Here is a 15,553-nt window from a genome sequence, read left to right as displayed (position 1 = left end):
CGGTGATGAGCTGGGAGTGGGTGAGGTCGTTGGCGAAGGCCTTGCGCCTGGCGGTGTCCCACAGGTCGGCGCCGGCGCGCCAGCTGGCGGCGAGCGGCACCATGTGGTCGATGTCGACCTGGCTCGCCACGGTCAGCGTCTTCCCGTCGTACTCGCTGAACCAGGTCCCTGGACCGCGCGGCACTTGTCGTCCTGAGCGACGTTGTGCCCGTCGCGCTGCAGGACGACCTCGCGGGTGTCGCACTGGCCGTACTGGGTGGCCCAGTGCGGGAACTTGGTCCGGGTGTAGCCGGTCATCGCATGCGGGGCTTCCACATTCAAGTCGCCGAGCTCGTCCCGGGCGATGTCGGCGGGAGGCGTTCGGGCAGGGCCCGGCGCAGCACAGGGGCGGGGGGCAGCGGCGGCGGATGCCGGGGCGGCGGTAGCCAGGACCGAGGAGAGACCCGCAGGGTGATGGCGGCGCGCAGCCACCCGCGAGAAGTGATCATGCGACAAGAGATCGCGTCCCGGGCGTGCGGTGATGGCGCTCGTGGGATCTCACCACTCATCCGGGGACGCACCTCCACTGGCGCTGACGTGGGGCCGTTCGTGCGGAGTGGGTTCGTGTGGGTGCGGTTGCTGCTACCCGGCCCCAGCGCCCGGCTTCTGCTTGATGATCGCGACCGCGCTGCGCGGAATGTGCCGGTCCGCCCGCCAGAGCTACGGATGGATGTGGCGGGAAGGGCGGGAGGCCGGGGCGGCGGCAAACCGAGTCGGTCGACGGACAGTTCGTCGACTCTCCATACGGTCTGACTAGGGCCGAGCTTGACGAGTGCAGTGGTCGGTGAGCAGCTTGTCCGCCGTTCACGGACGGGGCGTTCGCCGTCTGTGAACGGTTCTGGGAGGCGGGCTCGGAGTCCGCATACGTCCGTGGGAAACAGGCCGTGCCGCGCCGTTCATGTCGGTGAACGGTCTTGTCGGAGAACGACGTTGACCTGACATCAGCTAGACCCTTCGGTCTGCCAGGCCGCTGACGACCCCGGCTTCGGCGCCCTCAGCATCGGCCTTGACGACGCGGGCACGGGCGAGCTCGTCAGACTCCAGGAGTTCGGCCGGCGGGTATGCCTTCACCTCGAAGATCGATTCGGCTTACGTGGGCGTTCAACCGGGTCGGCTGGCGAAGTCTTGGGGGCTTGTGCAGCTCCATCGTCCAGACCTCAGCTGTGCGCACCGCGAGGCTGGTCCAGGACCGCGTCAACGAGTTCGAACGGCACTGCGGCTCCCGCATGCCGACGTGAAGTGACCGGTGAACCCGCTGGACTTGAGGGTAGGAGTGGTTCGCGACGGCTGGCAGAACATCCGGGCAGGCCAACGGAGCCTGCGGCGACAAGCCGTCTTGGTCGACTGCTTGTGCCAGCGAGCTCCGTCGGTCTACGCATGGTGACCATCATCCCCTGCACGATCTGCAACATCGTGGACTATGGCCTTGAGGGAACAGTCGATGGCTCACAGCGAGAGACGCTGCCCAGGCAGGATGCGGTTCGGGTCAGTGCCGATGACGGACCTGTTGCTGTGGTACAGCGCCTTCCAGAGGGTGTGGTGCGCCACGGCGATACTGATGAGTGTGTCACCGGGGCGCACCGTGTAGGCGCCGGCTCCGGATGCGCTCGGGGCTGCGGGGTGCCGCGCCGCGGGCGCCTCCTGCGGCTTGGAGGGCTTGGCCTGCGCGGCGACAAGCCTCCCCGCCGCAGGGGCGCTGCCGTAGGCCCCCGCCTGGCGCGAGCAGACCGGCCAGGCGCCCCAGCCCTGCGAGCGCTGGACCTTCGTGGCGATGGCGATCTGCTGGGCCCTGCTGGCCCTGTCGGCGGTGGAGGCGTACGCCCAGCCGCCGTGCGCCCGCCAGGTCCCGGCCGCGAACTGGAGCCCGCCGTAGTAGCCGTTGCCGGTGTTGATGTGCCAGTTTCCACCGCTCTCGCACTGGGCGATACGGTCCCACATACCACCACCATGAGCCTCGGACCGCTCTGCCGTCCCCAGACTCAGTGAGCCGACGGCTAAGGCGACAATGGCCAAACTGAAGCGGCGGGACCTCCCCCTTCCTACAAGGCCGCCTCGGCCGGCCGTTTCTGCTGCCGCGGAACAAATCATGTGAGCCCCCTCTGTTGCTAGTGCCCCTCACGTGGACCGGTGCAGTTCACGAGCTCTCTTCTGCCACGAACCTCGTGAGATGGCATGGTTTTCATTTCGGTAGAGGCAACCACCCTTCCTGGCCGCCGGGACAGAGCGCGTCGGCCCCCCACCAGCTGCCGTCTGCACCATCGAGGCCGCACTGTTCCCCCGATCGAATGAACTGGCTGGCTGGCGGTTTAGCGCAGCGAACAGGCCTCAAAGGTCTTTGGAGGGGGGAGGTGCCGGCCCGAAATCCAGCCGGACCAGAGGCCTGGTGTCACCAGCGCAGCCCTCCTTAGGTTGAACGCGTGCCTGTCAAGTGGGCATGCGAACCAGAACACTTCCGTCTGAGGTGAGCCGCAGATCACGGTCGAGTACATCCACCGGCATGGCTGCGCCACACGCGCCGAGGCCAGCTGCACAAGCCCGCCCGAATGCTGCAAGGGGCCCAACAGCGGGTGGGGAACCCGGTGAGGCGGACCTGGGCTCCGCGAGGTGCGAGACCGATGGTGCGGGTGGCCGGCCGTCGTGGTGGCCGGGTCAACATCGCGGGTGCGGTGTGCTTCAAGCCCGGCTGTCGCCCGCGGATGTTCTTCAAACTCCATGTCTACCGGCGCCGACGGGGCGAGGCGAAGACGTTCCTCTGGAGCGATTACCGGGACTTCATCCGCGTGATGCACCTGCAGCTCGGCACCCCGCTGGTGTGGGTGTGGGACAACTTGTCGGTGCACCTGCAGCAGGAGATCTTCGACTTTGCCGAGGAGCACAAGGACTGGCTGGTCATCTTTCGTCTGCCGCCGTACGCACTGGAGATCAACCCGCATGAAGGCATCTGGAGTTTGGTCAAGCGGACACTGGCCGACTTCGCCGCGGCCGACCTGACGCACCTGACCCGGGACATCGAGCGGAAACTGAAGAAGATCCCGTACCGGCCTCACCTGATCACCGGCTGCCTACCGCCCACCGGCCTCGACCTCACAGGACTGCTCGAGACACCGGACACAGCGGATTCAACCTGAGTAGCGACCAGCCGGCGCCACCAGGACCGGCGGCAGCACCCCCGGATCATCCTTTGCGCTTCATAGGGCACCGGACCGTTGCCTGCCTGCCTGCCTGCTGCCGGATCGGGGCCTGTGTGGGTTCAGGGGTGTATGAGGGTGTCGAGTTGTACTGCGAGGTCGGGGTGGGTGGTGGTCAGGTGGAGGCGGGTGGCGTTGAGAGGGCGGATGAGCTCGGCGGGGTCGTCGTGGGCGAGGGCCGCGTGGAGCTGGCTGAGCGGGAGGTGGGCCGTGGCGGGCAGGTCGGTGAGGGCGGTGATCTGGCCGGCGATGCGGCGCAGGTCGGCTGCGTTGCGGCGGGCCCAGCTGGCGGTGGTGCGTTCGGCGGCGCGGCGTTCGCGGGTGGCCTGGACGCGCTGTTCGCCGGTAGTCCCGGCAGGGCCGGGCCGGCCGCGCAGGTAGCGGCGCTCGGCGGCCTGGCGGCTGGCGACGCCGAGGGGGTGGGCGAGGTCGGCCCAGCTGGCTCCCGCGTCGCGGGCGGTCTCGATCAGGCCCGTTTCCCATCCGGCGAGTTGCTCGCGGACCTGCCGCAACAGCATCAGGGAGGCCAGCGCCTGCTCCGGTCCAGGGCCGGGTGCATCGGGGATGTCCAGGGATTCTTGCTGGGCGTCGCGCAGGGCGTCGTCTATGGCGTGCAGGGCGGCCGCGGCGGCGAGGAACGACGCCGGACTGTGGGCATTCGTGCTGGTCGTGGGCGGTTGGTCGGCTGCGGTCACGGGCACCTCCCTCGTGTCGTCATCATGTCGATGACATCATGTTTGTCATCCATTGGATGACATGCTACAACGGTTTCAGTGAAGCGCATTGGCAGCAACTGCCCGAACCTTCCTGGAGGTGTTTCCCCATGTTGATGCGCACCGACCCCTTCCGTGAGCTGGACCGGCTGGCCCAGCAGCTGATGGGACCGGGCACCTGGACCAGGCCGTCCCCGATGCCGATGGACGCCTACCGCGAGGGCGACCAGTACGTGGTGGCCTTCGACCTCCCCGGCGTCAACGCGGACGCGATCGACATCGACGTCGAACGCAACATGCTGACCGTCAAGGCCGAGCGCCGCCCCGCGACGAAGGCCGACGACGTGCAGATGGAACTGTCGGAGCGGCCGCTGGGCGTCTTCTCCCGCCAGATCGTGCTCGCCGACACCCTCGACACCGAGCACATCCAGGCCGACTACGACGCGGGCGTGCTCACCCTGCGCATCCCGATCGCCGAGCGCGCCAAGCCCCGCAAGATCTCCATCGGTGCCGGGTCCGGCCGCAAGGAGATCTCCGGCTGACGCCAGCCGGACGAGTGCGGAGGGCGGGCACCTGATCTCCCCCCAGCCCGCCCTCCGCACCCCTGCGGCAGTCTGAAAAGCAAGAAAGGGGTGGCGGCCTCAATGACTCTGCGACGCGAAGCGTTCCTCGCCCACGTGAAAGAACGCGGCGAGTACGACACCCTGCAGGAAGCCGAACGCGCGGCCCGCGTGGTGCTAGCCCTGCTCGGCGCGCACCTGGTTGGTGACGTCCGCGCCCAGCTGGCGGCGCGCCTGCCAGAGGGGTTCGCCCTGATCCTGCTCAACCCGCTGCAGAGCGCCGAGCCGCTGCCCCCGGAGCGGTTCGTCCGCGCAACCGCCGCGTGGATCGAAGGTGCCACCGAGCAGACCGCGGCCTGGGACGTCAGCGCTGTGCTGTCCACCGTCGCCGACGCCGCCGGCGAAGACCTGCTGCACCAGATCCTGCTCCAGCTCCCCGTCGGCTACGACCTGCTCTTCGGCCGCCCCCAGCCCACCTGACCATCCCGCACGCCGGTGCCCGGACACCGGCCACGGCAAGAAAGGCAACCATCCCCCGTGATCTCCGACCGGCACGGACCGACCCAGCAGCCGTACGCGACGGCATACGAGCAGATGCTGGAGAAGGTCCGCTACGAGGGCGCCTACCCCACCCGCGAGAGAGCCGACGAAGCCGTCCGACTCGTCCTTGCCGGACTGGGGCGCCAGCTGACCGGCGACGAACGCGTCGAGCTGGCCGCCTGCCTGCCCCTGGAGGCAGCACTCGTGCTGACCGCGCAGATCCCCGACACCCAGCCGCTGACCGGCTGGGCCTTCGTCAAGGACCTCTCCGCCCGCACCGGCGCCTCCCTGGCCACCACCCGCTGGGACACCGGATCCGTCTTCTCCGCCGTCGCCGCCTACGCCGACCCCGGCCTGATCACCCGCATCCTCCACCAGCTCCCCACCGGCTACGCCCTGCTGTTCGGCCGCGCCGAACTCACCCCCGCCGCGTAGACGGCGACGTACGCGCTCGGGGCCAGCCCCGCCGCGTCCCGGCCCACCGGTACTCGGCGAGCTGTCCCTGCCGTCAGCCATGCTGCTGACCAGGCAGGCGAGATCGTCAGTGAAGTGAGCGGCAAGTGCCTGGAGGTCGACAACTCCAGCACGAACGACGGTGCTCGCGTTCAGCAGTGGGACTGCAAAGGGCAGGCCGGGTCGAAATGGGAGACGGTTCTTCGTCTGCTTCGCAGTCGCTGGTGCTCACAGTGCGCTGCCCGGAGCTGGCTCGGTGCCAGGAGGAGACGACCAGACAGCCGGCGCACCGGCCGCTGACGCGCGGACCTTCAGAAACCTCGGCACAGGGAAGACCTCCTGAACGGCAGACGATGCTGAGTCCAACCATCTGCGCGACCGGAAAGTCACCGCGGGTGTGGCGCCCATACCTGTCGATACAACGGCCCTGACACCCGCGGGAGGAGACCAACGGCCCCGGGGGAATCGGCTCAGCGGGCGAGCTCTTGCTGACAGGCGCGTACGACGGGCGGATCGATGCCCGCGCCCTGTGCCCAGGAACAGACTGTCCCGGGGTCGTAGTCGGGCTGGGGGCGCTGACGAGGCGGGCGGGGCACGGGGGAGGGACGGCGGACGGCAGCCGGCGGGTGACCGGTGCCATGCTGGGCAGGCCCGTGATGCCCGGCGTCGGCGTCGCGCGCTGGGTGCTCCCGGCCGGGCCGGTCCAGCGGCTCGGCGGCTTCGGTGGCGGTGGTGGTCGGGGCTGGACTGTAGGCGGGTGCCAGGGTCTCGCGGGCGGGCGGCTGGACGGGGTCGGGCCACAGCGGACCCGGTGCCACGGTGGCGAAGCGGCCCCCGTCGGGCACCACCTCCCGCGCGGGCGTCACGGTCCTGGAGGGGACCGTGACGCAGCCCGTGCAGACCAGAACAGCCAGCCCTGCGAGTAGCCGGCGAAGCCCGTGCGGGAAGCGCATCAGGGAGCGGTTCGGGCGAGTTGTTCCTTGGCAGTGGAGATCAGATTGCGGTTGACCCGGCCGTTCACGCCGGAGTTCTTCGTGGTGATGTGAGCCCAGGCCACATCACGGGTGTAGTCGTGGAAACGGCCACGTCTGGTCGCGGTAGCTGATCCCGGCCTTCGCCGCCGTCTTCGACGGCTGCTCGCGGATGACCGCGGCGTCGGTGTTGATCCGGCAGGGCTCCTCACTCGCCGCCGTCGGCCAGCCGGCGAGGACGGCCAGCACGGCGATCCCCACGGCCATCATCCTGCCTGCGTTCATGAACACTCCTCCGGAGATCACTCACATGGAATGATCTTCGTAGCGAGGACCACAGGCCGAAGTCGAGCCGAGCGGAGGCCGGTTCACCCCAGCGGGGGAGAACCGTGATCATCGCACTTAGAGGCGCCGCCATGCTGCGGACCTCAGGTCCGTACTGAAGTCGCAGACGTGCAGCCGGTCGTCGCCGACCAGCACTCCGAGATCACCGGCAAGAACCCTGTCGGACGCCCCGGGGACAGGGGTGCCGATGGCCAGGAGGCGGCGGAGCAGGACGTGCAGGTTCATGCAGCGGTCGCGGCCCGGATGGTCGTCAGCTCGGGGAAGGCGTCCTCCCACACGTCTCGGACCAGCCGGCTGATCAGGGTCCGCAGCACCGGCCACTGGGCGATGGGCAAGTCCCGATTCAGGAAGTCCACCACGTCCTGCTGCTGGCCCTCGGCCAGGACCGTCCGGTACAGGCCCATCCGGGGGCGCACCGCATCGACGTCGAAGGAGCGCTGGCCGGACCAGACCACATGCAGCGGGAGGCCGACCGTGCCGTGCGCGGGACCGCGCAGATCCTCCAGCCGGGCGGGCAGCCGCCGCATGTAGCGGGCGCGCAGGATCTCGCCCGCGTTGGGCACCGGGAAACGGGAGGACGTGACAGCCATACCCCCGATCATCGCCTGCCCGGCCGGGCAGGTCACCATGGACACCGGACTCCGCGCCCGAGGCTGCGTGGCAACCACGGGCCACAGGCAGGGCCCGGCGGCCGAGGCGATCCGCAGCCCCTTTTCTGTCTCAGGGGCGGGGCAGCCCTGCAGCTGTTTAGCCCTCTGGGAGCGGCGGGGTCCTGCGAGCCCGGGAGAAGGCGCGTCGAGGCAGCGGTGAGGGCATGCGGAAGGCGCGGCGGGTCACCGAGCCAGCCCGACCAGCAGCCGCCGCGGGTACCTCTTTCGGCCACGTCTGCTGCACTGGCGCCACAGGGCCCGTTCCGTGCTGGGGGCCAGTGGTTTGCCGCCGTCCAGGGGGACGTCCTGGAGCCATTTCTGGCCGAGGGGGCGCAGGAGTTCACCGGTGCCCATCGCCTCCCGTGCCCGGACCCGGCCAGTCTGTGGTGTGCGGGAACGGGGCGGACAGCACTCGGCTCGGTCACTTGCTTTCTTTGATCAGCAGGTATCCCTTGCCGTGGAACCACAACGACCAGTCCGAGCCGGGATGGGCGATCGCGATGACACTCGCGTCCTCGCCCACGGCTGCCGTTGCCAGGCTTTCCACCGGACAGTTGATCCTCGCCCGCACCTCACCGGCGGACGGATCCCACAGTTGAACGACGTTCCGGCTTGCGGACACGAGACCGCCGTCCGCGAGGACGGCCAGAGCTGACACGTGGTAGGTGGTGTCATGCCGTCCGAGTTCCCGGGAACCACGGTCGGCGTCGTTCGGGTCCCACAGCCGGATCCGGTCGTCCAGGAGGGCGCCGGTCGCCACCCGGCCGTCCGGGAGTACGGCGATCGCTGTGGCTGTCGGCTGCTCGCCAAGATCCACGGGGTCCGGGGCATCCGGGTGCCAGACCAGGATGCGGCTGCGGAATTTGCTCCTGGACTCTGAAGCTGTGACCACGCGTCCGTCCGGCAGCACGGCCATGGCCGTCGCAACGGTACCTCGCCGCCCGATGGGGATCGGCTTGCGTGCCGAATCGTTCGGATCAAGGAGTGTGAGGTGTCCGTCCTTGTCGCAGCGAACGTACCGTCCGTCCGGAAAGACCGCCGCGAGTCCGACGAAACTGATCGGTCCGGTGCAGAACACGAACTCCTCGCCCGATTCGTCGCCGGTCGGGGACCAAGCCCATCCTCCGACGCCGCCCGTGGCCACGAAGCCCCGTGTCAACTGAGCAACGGTGTTGCTGCCGAACGAGTAGTGCCCGAGCTCCCTCACGTGCTCGTCTCGGGGTGGCTCGCGGCGGCTCAGGTAGCCGTGGTCCGGGTTGATGAACAGGTTTCTCGTCGGGTCGGTCATCACTGGAACCCGCCGGTGCGTCAGATACCTCTCGTCGGAGTCCCACACCATGAGCTCGCGGTTGCCGCTGACGACCTGGCGCCCCAGCACGGTCATGGCCGACACTCCGCCGGGCTGCCGGCCCAGGACCGCCTCGACACGGGTTCATCGGGGTTCCACGCCAGCAGCCAGCCGCCCCACTCGCCTGCGGTGAGCAGCCGGCCGTCGTCGAGGACCGCGATCGCGGAGACCGAGTCGGGGTGCGTGCCGATCTCGACGGGACCGGACGAGGGAGCCGTCGAATCCCACAACAGGATGTGCCCGGTCCGGTGCCCGGTGACGACCCGGCCGTCCGCGAGGGCGGCGACTGCCGTGACCGCTGCCCAATGCCGCCCGATTTCCATCGGTGGCCCAGGTCGCATGCCGGAGTCCCACACCCACACCCGGCTCTCGTCCTTCTCACCCACCTGGCTGAGCTTCTTCTCACCGGTCACGGTGGCCAGGCGACCGTCCGGAAGCGCCGCCAGGGCTCGTACCGGAGCGTCATGCCGGCCGACCTCGATCGGGTCCGCACCCGGCCGGTGGGGATCCCATCGGACCAAGCGGCCGTCGCTGCCTCCCGCGTCTGTCACGATGCAGCCGTCCGACAGCGCTGCCATCCAGTGCACTGTGATGGCGTTGCGCAACTCGCGCAGCCGGGCCAGAGCGGTGGCGGCGTCGGGTCCCAGCTTGTGAGGCAGCGGCGTACCGGCTGCCCGGCCGAGCTCAACCGGTTTGCCGCCGGGTTCTGCCAGGTCGTGCACCCAGATTCCGCGGCCGTCCCATTCGATGGCGGCGACCCGGCCATCGGGCAGCACGTCGACTGCCGCTACGTGGGTCGTGTGGCGGGACAACTCGGTGGCAGCCGACGGTTCGGCCGGGTTCCACACCACGAGCCGTTCCCCCAGACCGGCCACCACCCTCCCGTCGGGGAGCGCAGCCATGGTCCTGACCCTGTCCAGCCGGCCACTGCGGGCCAGGAGCGCGGGTTCCCTGTGCCGCGTCGTGCGGAACGGGTAGAGGTGAGGTCCGGGCCCGTCGCTCAGATACGTGTGAAGCTTTCCGGCCAGGCGGCCCGCGCTGTCCTCCAGCGCCCGGAACATCAACTGCCGGGCCACGAACAGACGTTGTTGTGGCCCTGCCCCCCTCAGCTGCGAAGCCTGGCCCGACAGGGCGCCCACCAGCGCCTCGTGGGCGGACCGGTCGGCATCGGTGAGACCAGCGCCGTCCACTCGCCGCAGGAACGCGATCACCGTGTCCACGCCGGCCACCGGAAGCGCGGTGACCAGCCAGTTGACGTCCTGGGTGAGCTCGTACAGCAGTCCGGGCTCCTCCATCATCGTGGCGGGATAGGTATCCAGTAGGTACGCCGGGGTGCGTGCGGGGTCCCACCGCGTCTCGCTCCAGCCGCGAGCCCACGCGTGGATCCGCTGCCTCACCTCCAGTGCGCCAAGATCAGGGTGCTTCTGCGCATGCTCGAGCAGCGACAAGTGCCGGAACTGATAACGCACTGCGTCCGGAGGACCGACACGTTCCAGGCTGTGCGCCAGGTCGCCGCGCAGGATGCGGCGCAGCCGGCGGCGCCGGTGCGGCTCAGCGGGTGTCTGCTGGATCTGAAGGAGGTCGTCGGACCCGATCGGTCCGCCGGCCGCCGCGAGCAGTGCGAGGATGTCGACCGCTTCGTCGTCCGCGGAGTCGAGCAGTGTGTCCATCTCGCGGCGCGCGAGCACAGCGGCCCGACGTGGTTCCTCGAGCGTCGGCAAGCCGATGCGCCGGTGGTCCTGGATCGGATGACCGAGGGGCAGTTCGGACATGTCGAAACCGGGACGGGTACTGAGCAGAACGGCGACACGGCCGCTCACCCGGGACGGCAGCAGGCCGTACGCCGGTAAGCGCCGCCCTGGATAAGGCCGCTCCTCGTCGAGCCCGTCGACGATCAGCAGCAGGGTGCGCCCGGTCGACTCCGCGCGGTCGCAGGCACGTTCCCAGAGGGCCTGCAGATTGATCGAGTCCGCCACCGGTGGCGGTTCGTCGAGGAGCGCGGCCAGTTGCGGGACCACTGCAGACAGCAGTCGTTCACCGTCCGCGTTGGCCTCGCGGTGTGACATGAAGTAGCACACGACGTCGGTGTTCCCGGCCTCGCGCAGATCCGTCGCCACCGCCGCCAGCAACGCCGTCTTGCCGGCGTAGGGCTCACCGACGACCCAGGTGTAGCCGCCCGTACCGTCCGTGAGCACGGACAGCTCCTCGTCACGGCCCTTGAGCTGAGGTGTACGACGCCGGATGTCCCGCACGGTCGCCCAGTAGGCCGGCGGCCAGGCTCCCGTTCGAGGCCGGTGCGACGCCGCCGGCGGGGTGCCGGCCCGCGTCGCGGACGACGTCCGGGCACGTGTGCCGGGCGTCTGCGGTCTGCGCCTGTTGGATTGGCGGTACTCGCGAGCCGCGTGCCACAGGTCGTACCACCGCCGCTCCGCATCCTTGTCGAGTTTCCCGTTCGGCAGCAGGACCACGGACAGAAGCTGCTGTACGGGTGGCCACTCGGGGATGTTCTCACCCCGCTGCCACCGGCTCAGCTGCTGCTTGGTGATCTGCAGCCCCCGTTGTCTGCCTCGCTGCGCTGCCTGACCGAGCGTCAGCCCCTTGGAGCTCACCAGCTCCTGCAGCTTCTTCCCGAAGGCCACAGCCGGGTCGTCGTCGCGCGTCCGGTGGTCACCCGTGTCGCCGGACGATCCCGTGACACTTTCTGCACCGTCCTCGGGCTGCGAAGACGCACCGTGACCGGAGGGCCGTGCGTCGCGCGACGGCGGTTGGGGGTGGAACCGTGCCATGGCACGGCAACTTACTCCGAAGGGGGCACTTTCATGGTCCAGTTGTCGGTATTGCATGACGGTGCGTTGTCTGCGGGGGGTGCTGCACTGCTCTACAGCGCAACCATCACCGTCAGCGCCCTCGTCGCGGTACTCGCGCCCACTCCGGCCCGTCGCCGGGCGGCACGCGACGTCCTCGGCATCCTCCTACGGCGGCCCCTGATGCTCAGGCGGAACCGGCGGCGTGAGCGGCGCGCCGGTCCCGGACGATGAGGCGCTGCGGAGCGCCGCATGGAGTGAGAGGAGATCCACAAGTGGCCGTGGGTCCCGGTACATCCCTGTGGCCAGCCGAGAGCGCGTGCGCGCGGCCTCTGAGCTCGTCCTACCCTCCAAGGGCTCGCCCGGTCCCGCAGACAACGTAGGGAACTTTGAGCGGGTGCCATCGATGTTTGAGTGGCGCGGATCACTCAAGCCAGAGGCATCACGCCAATGAAGTGAAACTGCCTTCGGGGTCGGCAAGTGCGCCGCCATCTAAAGCTGGGGGAGATGCCCGCTCCTGCGCGGCGATGGGAATCGCACCGCACCGCCTTCTGATCTTTACTCACGACAGCGCCCCGTCTCCGGCACGATCGGAGAGCGGGGCGCCTTGGGTGGTGCGGGCCGTCGGGGGAAACTCCGTCCAGCTTCCCCCGACGGTGTCGGGGGCTGTCAGGCGAGGTCGTTCACGGTGGGGACGACGATGCCGTAGAGCTCGGTGACGGTGGCGAGTGCGCCGTCGTGGATCTGCTGGGCGGAGATGTGCTCCTGGCCTGCGGCGGTGGTGGGCAGGGAGCGGGTGGCGGAGGCCTTGGCGACGACGGTGGGGCGGAAGCCGTTGAGGAAGGCGCCCTGGGCGGTGAACAGGACGCACATGTTCGTCATGAAGCCGGCGAGGATGACGTTCTCGTGTCCGGCTTCCTTGACGAGGGTGGCGAGGTTCGTCTCGTGGAAGGCGTTGGGGACGGACTTGATGACGCGGCCTTCTCCGGCGATGGGGGCGACGTCGGCGATGATCTGACCGTCTTCGGTGTCGGGCTGGTAACCCTTGTCCTGGACGTGGATGACGGTGGCGCCCGCGGCGCGGGCTGCGGCAAGGAGGCGCTTGCCTTCGGCGACGGCGTCCTTCCATCCGTCCAGTTCCATGGTGCCGTGGGTGTAGGTGTTCTGGAAGTCGATGAGGATGACCGTGGCGTCGGCCAGGGAGGCGGGGGTCTCGTCGAACTTGTTGAGCTGGCGCAGCGTGGTGGTGCCCATGGGGGTCCCCTTTGAGGAATGTGGAAGGCAGTAGCGCTGATGAGCGCCCTGTGGTGTTGGCGACGCTAACACAAGATGTAAGCAGGGTGTACGCGGTGCCAGTGGCTCCGTTTGTGTGGGATGGTGGTTTTACCTGGTCAGGGGCGTTAGCGGTTCGTACATGAACTGTTAGCATGGCTTCATGTCGACAGCGAGAGAGCGCATTCTGGCCGCCACGACCGAGCTGATTGCTTCGCAGAGTGCGGAGGAGATCTCTACGCGGTCGATTTGTGCGAAGGCGCAGGTGGGGGCCCCTGAGATTTCCCGGCAGTTCGGGGGGAAGCGGGGGCTGATGGCGGTGGTGGCGGACCGTGGCTTTGAGCGTTTTCTGGCCAGCAAGCGGAAGAACCCCCGGACGGAGGATCCGGTGGCGGATGTGCGGACGGCATGGGACAGCCACGTGCGTTTCGCCTTGGAGAATCCGCATCTGTACCGGTTGATGTTCACGCCGGACGGGGAGCCGAAGCCGCAGGCGGTCAAGGAGGCTCAGGCGTTGCTGCTGGGAGTGCTGGGGCGCTGCGAGGCAGCGGGGCGGCTGGTGCTGGCGCCGGCGGTCGCGGGCCAGGCAATTCTGGCGGCGAACGTGGGCGTGTGCCTGATGATGCTGTCGTTTCCCGAGCTGTTCGGGGATCTGGCGGTTTCTGAGGTGGTGCGTGATGCGGTCCTCGGGAAGGTGACGGGTCAGGCGCAGGAGGGCGGGGGTGCGGGCCAGGCGGCCGCGGCGGTGCTGGCGCGGGCGCTGGTGGGGGCGCTGTCGGGAACCGTGACGGTGGAGGACGAAGTGGTTCAGGCGTTGTCGCGGTCGCTTGATTCCTAGATTTTCGCAGGTCAGAGAGGCCCCGTCCGGGTTGGGCGGGGCTTTTTCATGCCCGGGAGTGTTACCAACGCTTACGCGATGTGTTAGCTTCGTGAACACCTTGGGGAGGGCTCGACCCGCCCTTGAGGGGCGACCGCTGCTGCGCGGGAGAAGTGCGTCACGGGGGGACGTCAGGAGCCTTTTTGTCCCTTCCGGCCTGCCCGGAAAGCACCTCTTTCTTCTGCATGCCCATTTTTTCGGAGGGGACCGGATATGTCTGCTGTACCCATGCCTGACGAGGCGCCCAACGAGCTGATGACGGGCGACTCCTTTCTGGAGAGCCTGCGGGACGGGCGTCAGGTTTTCGTGGACGGGGAGGTCGTCAAGGACGTCACCACCCATCCGGCGTTCGCCGGAGCCGCGAAGTCGTCGGCGCACCTGTATGACGCGCTGCACGCGCCGGAGACGAAGGACTTGATGACGACGGTCGACCGGTATACCGGCCATCGCGTCCACCGGTTCTTCACCCCCGCGCACTCGGCCGAGGAACTGCTCAAGGCCCGGGACGCGATCGAGCACTGGGCGCGCATGAGCTACGGGTTCATGAACCGCACGCCCGACTACAAGGCCTCCTTCATGGCCGGCCTCGTCTCCACCCAGGATTTCTACGCCCCTTACGACTCCAACGCGCGGGCCTGGTACGAGAAGTACGTCAAGCAGGGCATGGCCGTCTCGCACGCGATCGTCAACCCGCCGGTGGACCGCAACCGGGCTTCGCACGAGATCTCGGACGTGTTCATCACGGTCGTCGAGGAGCGGGACGACGGCATCGTGGTGGAGGGCGCCAAGCTGATGGCGACCGGCTCGGCCCTGACGAACGCGGCGTTCGTGGGCCAGATCCACCTGGGCAACCTGCAAAAGGGCAAGGCCGAAGACATGGCGCTGGCGTTCATCGCGCCGATGAACACCCCGGGCCTGAAGGTGATCTGCCGTCCTTCCTACGAGAAGAAGGCCACGTCCCCGTTCGACAGTCCGCTCTCCAGCCGGTTCGACGAGAACGACACGGTCCTGGTCTTCGACAACGCGTTCATCCCGTGGGAGAACGTGCTGATCTACCGCGACACCGAGAAGATCCACGAGTACTTCCCCCGGTCGGGCCTGCTGTCGCGCGGCTTCTTCCAGGGCGCCATCCGCATGGCGGTCAAGCTGGAGTTCATGGCGGGCCTCCTCGACAAGGGCACCCGCATGAACGGCACCAAGGACTTCCGGGGCGTCAAGGCCGGACTGGGCGAACTCCTCGCGTGGCGTCATCTGACGTGCGCGATGACCACCGCCATGGCCATGGACCCCGAGGAGGGTCCGGCGGGAACGGTGCTGCCGAAGCTGGAATATGCCGCCAGCCACCGGGTGCTGGCCCCTCTGTCCTGGCGCCGGGTCCACGACTTCTTCGAGGAGCACCTGGCGGGCTCGCTCTTGATGACCGGCTCCAGCTACAAGGACTTGCAGAACACCGAGCTGCGCCCGCTGCTGGACCGTTTTTACCGGGGCTCGGCCGGGGGTGCGGAGGAGCGGATCAAACTGTTCAAGCTCGCGTGGGACGCGATCGGCAGCGAGTTCGGCGGCCGTCATGAGCTGTATGAGCTGAACTACGCGGGCGGCCCCGACCAGGTGCGCCTCGACACCGCCAACGCCGCGCAGGCGATGGGGCTGCTCGACGCCTACGGCGCCCAGGTCGACAAGGCGATGGGCGACTACGACCTGGACGGCTTCACCCGGGGCCGCTGGGCCGAGGACCGCTGACCGCAGGGTCTCCCACAGACGCAGCCGGGTGCCGTCTCCCCCTTCCCCCGCCG

The 15,553-nt window shown here is 68.7% G+C and carries 17 protein-coding genes and 1 pseudogene; 7 read left to right on the top strand and 11 right to left on the bottom strand.

Annotation, left to right across the window (positions count from 1 at the left end; all coding sequences use genetic code 11):
• From IE206_RS43760 to IE206_RS39385, 3 genes and pseudogenes are all read right to left on the bottom strand, one after another.
• Positions 1-184, bottom strand: a pseudogene (locus IE206_RS43760) (HNH endonuclease); the annotation flags it as partial.
• An 800-nt stretch (positions 185-984) separates the two neighbouring features.
• The gene (locus IE206_RS43335) at positions 985-1,110 is read right to left on the bottom strand and encodes a hypothetical protein (protein WP_268254469.1); all 126 of its coding nucleotides are present in this window, start codon (positions 1,108-1,110) and stop codon (positions 985-987) included.
• Positions 1,111-1,485: 375 nt separating this feature from the next.
• A complete protein-coding gene (locus IE206_RS39385; protein WP_189971082.1) occupies positions 1,486-2,127 on the bottom strand; it encodes a LysM peptidoglycan-binding domain-containing protein in 642 nt (213 codons plus the stop codon).
• 455 nt (positions 2,128-2,582) lie between these two features.
• On the opposite strand from IE206_RS39385, the gene IE206_RS39380 reads away from it, so the two are divergent.
• Positions 2,583-3,167 (top strand): transposase, encoded by a 585-nt coding sequence (locus IE206_RS39380; RefSeq protein WP_189971080.1) that lies wholly within the window; start codon positions 2,583-2,585, stop codon positions 3,165-3,167.
• Between the two features lie 122 nt (positions 3,168-3,289).
• Here IE206_RS39380 and IE206_RS39375 read toward each other — a convergent pair whose 3' ends face one another.
• Positions 3,290-3,922, bottom strand: a complete 633-nt coding sequence (locus tag IE206_RS39375; RefSeq protein ID WP_189971078.1) for a type III effector protein — start codon at positions 3,920-3,922, stop codon at positions 3,290-3,292.
• 128 nt (positions 3,923-4,050) lie between these two features.
• Here IE206_RS39375 and IE206_RS39370 point away from each other — a divergent pair, with 128 nt between their 5' ends.
• From IE206_RS39370 to IE206_RS43755, 4 genes are all read left to right on the top strand, one after another.
• Positions 4,051-4,482: an Hsp20/alpha crystallin family protein gene (locus IE206_RS39370; RefSeq protein ID WP_189971076.1), complete on the top strand. Its 432-nt coding sequence runs from the start codon at positions 4,051-4,053 to the stop codon at positions 4,480-4,482.
• A gap of 102 nt (positions 4,483-4,584) precedes the next feature.
• Entirely contained in the window at positions 4,585-4,980 is a 396-nt protein-coding gene (locus IE206_RS39365; protein ID WP_189971073.1) for a DUF2267 domain-containing protein, read from the top strand.
• 114 nt (positions 4,981-5,094) lie between these two features.
• Positions 5,095-5,475 (top strand): DUF2267 domain-containing protein, encoded by a 381-nt coding sequence (locus IE206_RS39360; RefSeq protein ID WP_373301058.1) that lies wholly within the window; start codon positions 5,095-5,097, stop codon positions 5,473-5,475.
• A 102-nt stretch (positions 5,476-5,577) separates the two neighbouring features.
• Positions 5,578-5,793, top strand: a complete 216-nt coding sequence (locus tag IE206_RS43755) for an RICIN domain-containing protein (protein WP_373301057.1) — start codon at positions 5,578-5,580, stop codon at positions 5,791-5,793.
• A gap of 170 nt (positions 5,794-5,963) precedes the next feature.
• Here IE206_RS43755 and IE206_RS39350 read toward each other — a convergent pair whose 3' ends face one another.
• The 7 genes from IE206_RS39350 to IE206_RS39320 all read right to left on the bottom strand — a co-directional run bounded on the left by IE206_RS39350 (position 5,964) and on the right by IE206_RS39320 (position 12,865).
• Positions 5,964-6,359, bottom strand: a complete 396-nt coding sequence (locus IE206_RS39350; protein WP_189971066.1) for a hypothetical protein — start codon at positions 6,357-6,359, stop codon at positions 5,964-5,966.
• A 192-nt stretch (positions 6,360-6,551) separates the two neighbouring features.
• Positions 6,552-6,749, bottom strand: coding sequence for a hypothetical protein (locus IE206_RS39345; RefSeq protein ID WP_189971065.1), 198 nt, complete (start codon positions 6,747-6,749; stop codon positions 6,552-6,554).
• 117 nt (positions 6,750-6,866) lie between these two features.
• Positions 6,867-7,034 carry a hypothetical protein gene (locus IE206_RS39340; protein ID WP_189971064.1) on the bottom strand — a complete coding sequence of 56 codons (168 nt, stop codon included), beginning with the start codon at positions 7,032-7,034 and terminating at the stop codon, positions 6,867-6,869.
• A complete protein-coding gene (locus tag IE206_RS39335) occupies positions 7,031-7,399 on the bottom strand; it encodes a hypothetical protein (protein ID WP_189971062.1) in 369 nt (122 codons plus the stop codon). The genes IE206_RS39340 and IE206_RS39335 overlap by 4 nt, the downstream gene beginning before the upstream one ends.
• A 481-nt stretch (positions 7,400-7,880) precedes the next feature.
• Entirely contained in the window at positions 7,881-8,747 is an 867-nt protein-coding gene (locus IE206_RS39330; RefSeq protein WP_189971060.1) for a WD40 repeat domain-containing protein, read from the bottom strand.
• A gap of 92 nt (positions 8,748-8,839) precedes the next feature.
• On the bottom strand, positions 8,840-11,446 hold the full coding sequence (locus IE206_RS39325; RefSeq protein WP_189971058.1) for a P-loop domain-containing protein: 2,607 nt from the start codon (positions 11,444-11,446) through the stop codon (positions 8,840-8,842).
• 834 nt (positions 11,447-12,280) lie between these two features.
• A complete protein-coding gene (locus tag IE206_RS39320) occupies positions 12,281-12,865 on the bottom strand; it encodes an isochorismatase family protein (RefSeq protein ID WP_189971056.1) in 585 nt (194 codons plus the stop codon).
• A gap of 181 nt (positions 12,866-13,046) precedes the next feature.
• Between IE206_RS39320 and IE206_RS39315 the strand changes: the two genes are divergently transcribed.
• Together IE206_RS39315 and IE206_RS39310 are read left to right on the top strand one after the other, a co-directional pair.
• Positions 13,047-13,721 carry a TetR/AcrR family transcriptional regulator gene (locus IE206_RS39315; RefSeq protein WP_189971054.1) on the top strand — a complete coding sequence of 225 codons (675 nt, stop codon included), beginning with the start codon at positions 13,047-13,049 and terminating at the stop codon, positions 13,719-13,721.
• A 252-nt stretch (positions 13,722-13,973) separates the two neighbouring features.
• Positions 13,974-15,500: a 4-hydroxyphenylacetate 3-hydroxylase family protein gene (locus tag IE206_RS39310; RefSeq protein WP_229853366.1), complete on the top strand. Its 1,527-nt coding sequence runs from the start codon at positions 13,974-13,976 to the stop codon at positions 15,498-15,500.
• Positions 15,501-15,553: the final 53 nt, after the last annotated feature.

Origin of the sequence: Streptomyces violascens, assembly GCF_014649955.1 — a bacterium.
Classification (GTDB): Bacteria; Actinomycetota; Actinomycetes; order Streptomycetales; family Streptomycetaceae; genus Streptomyces; species Streptomyces violascens.
This window is presented reverse-complemented; position numbering and strand designations above follow the sequence as displayed.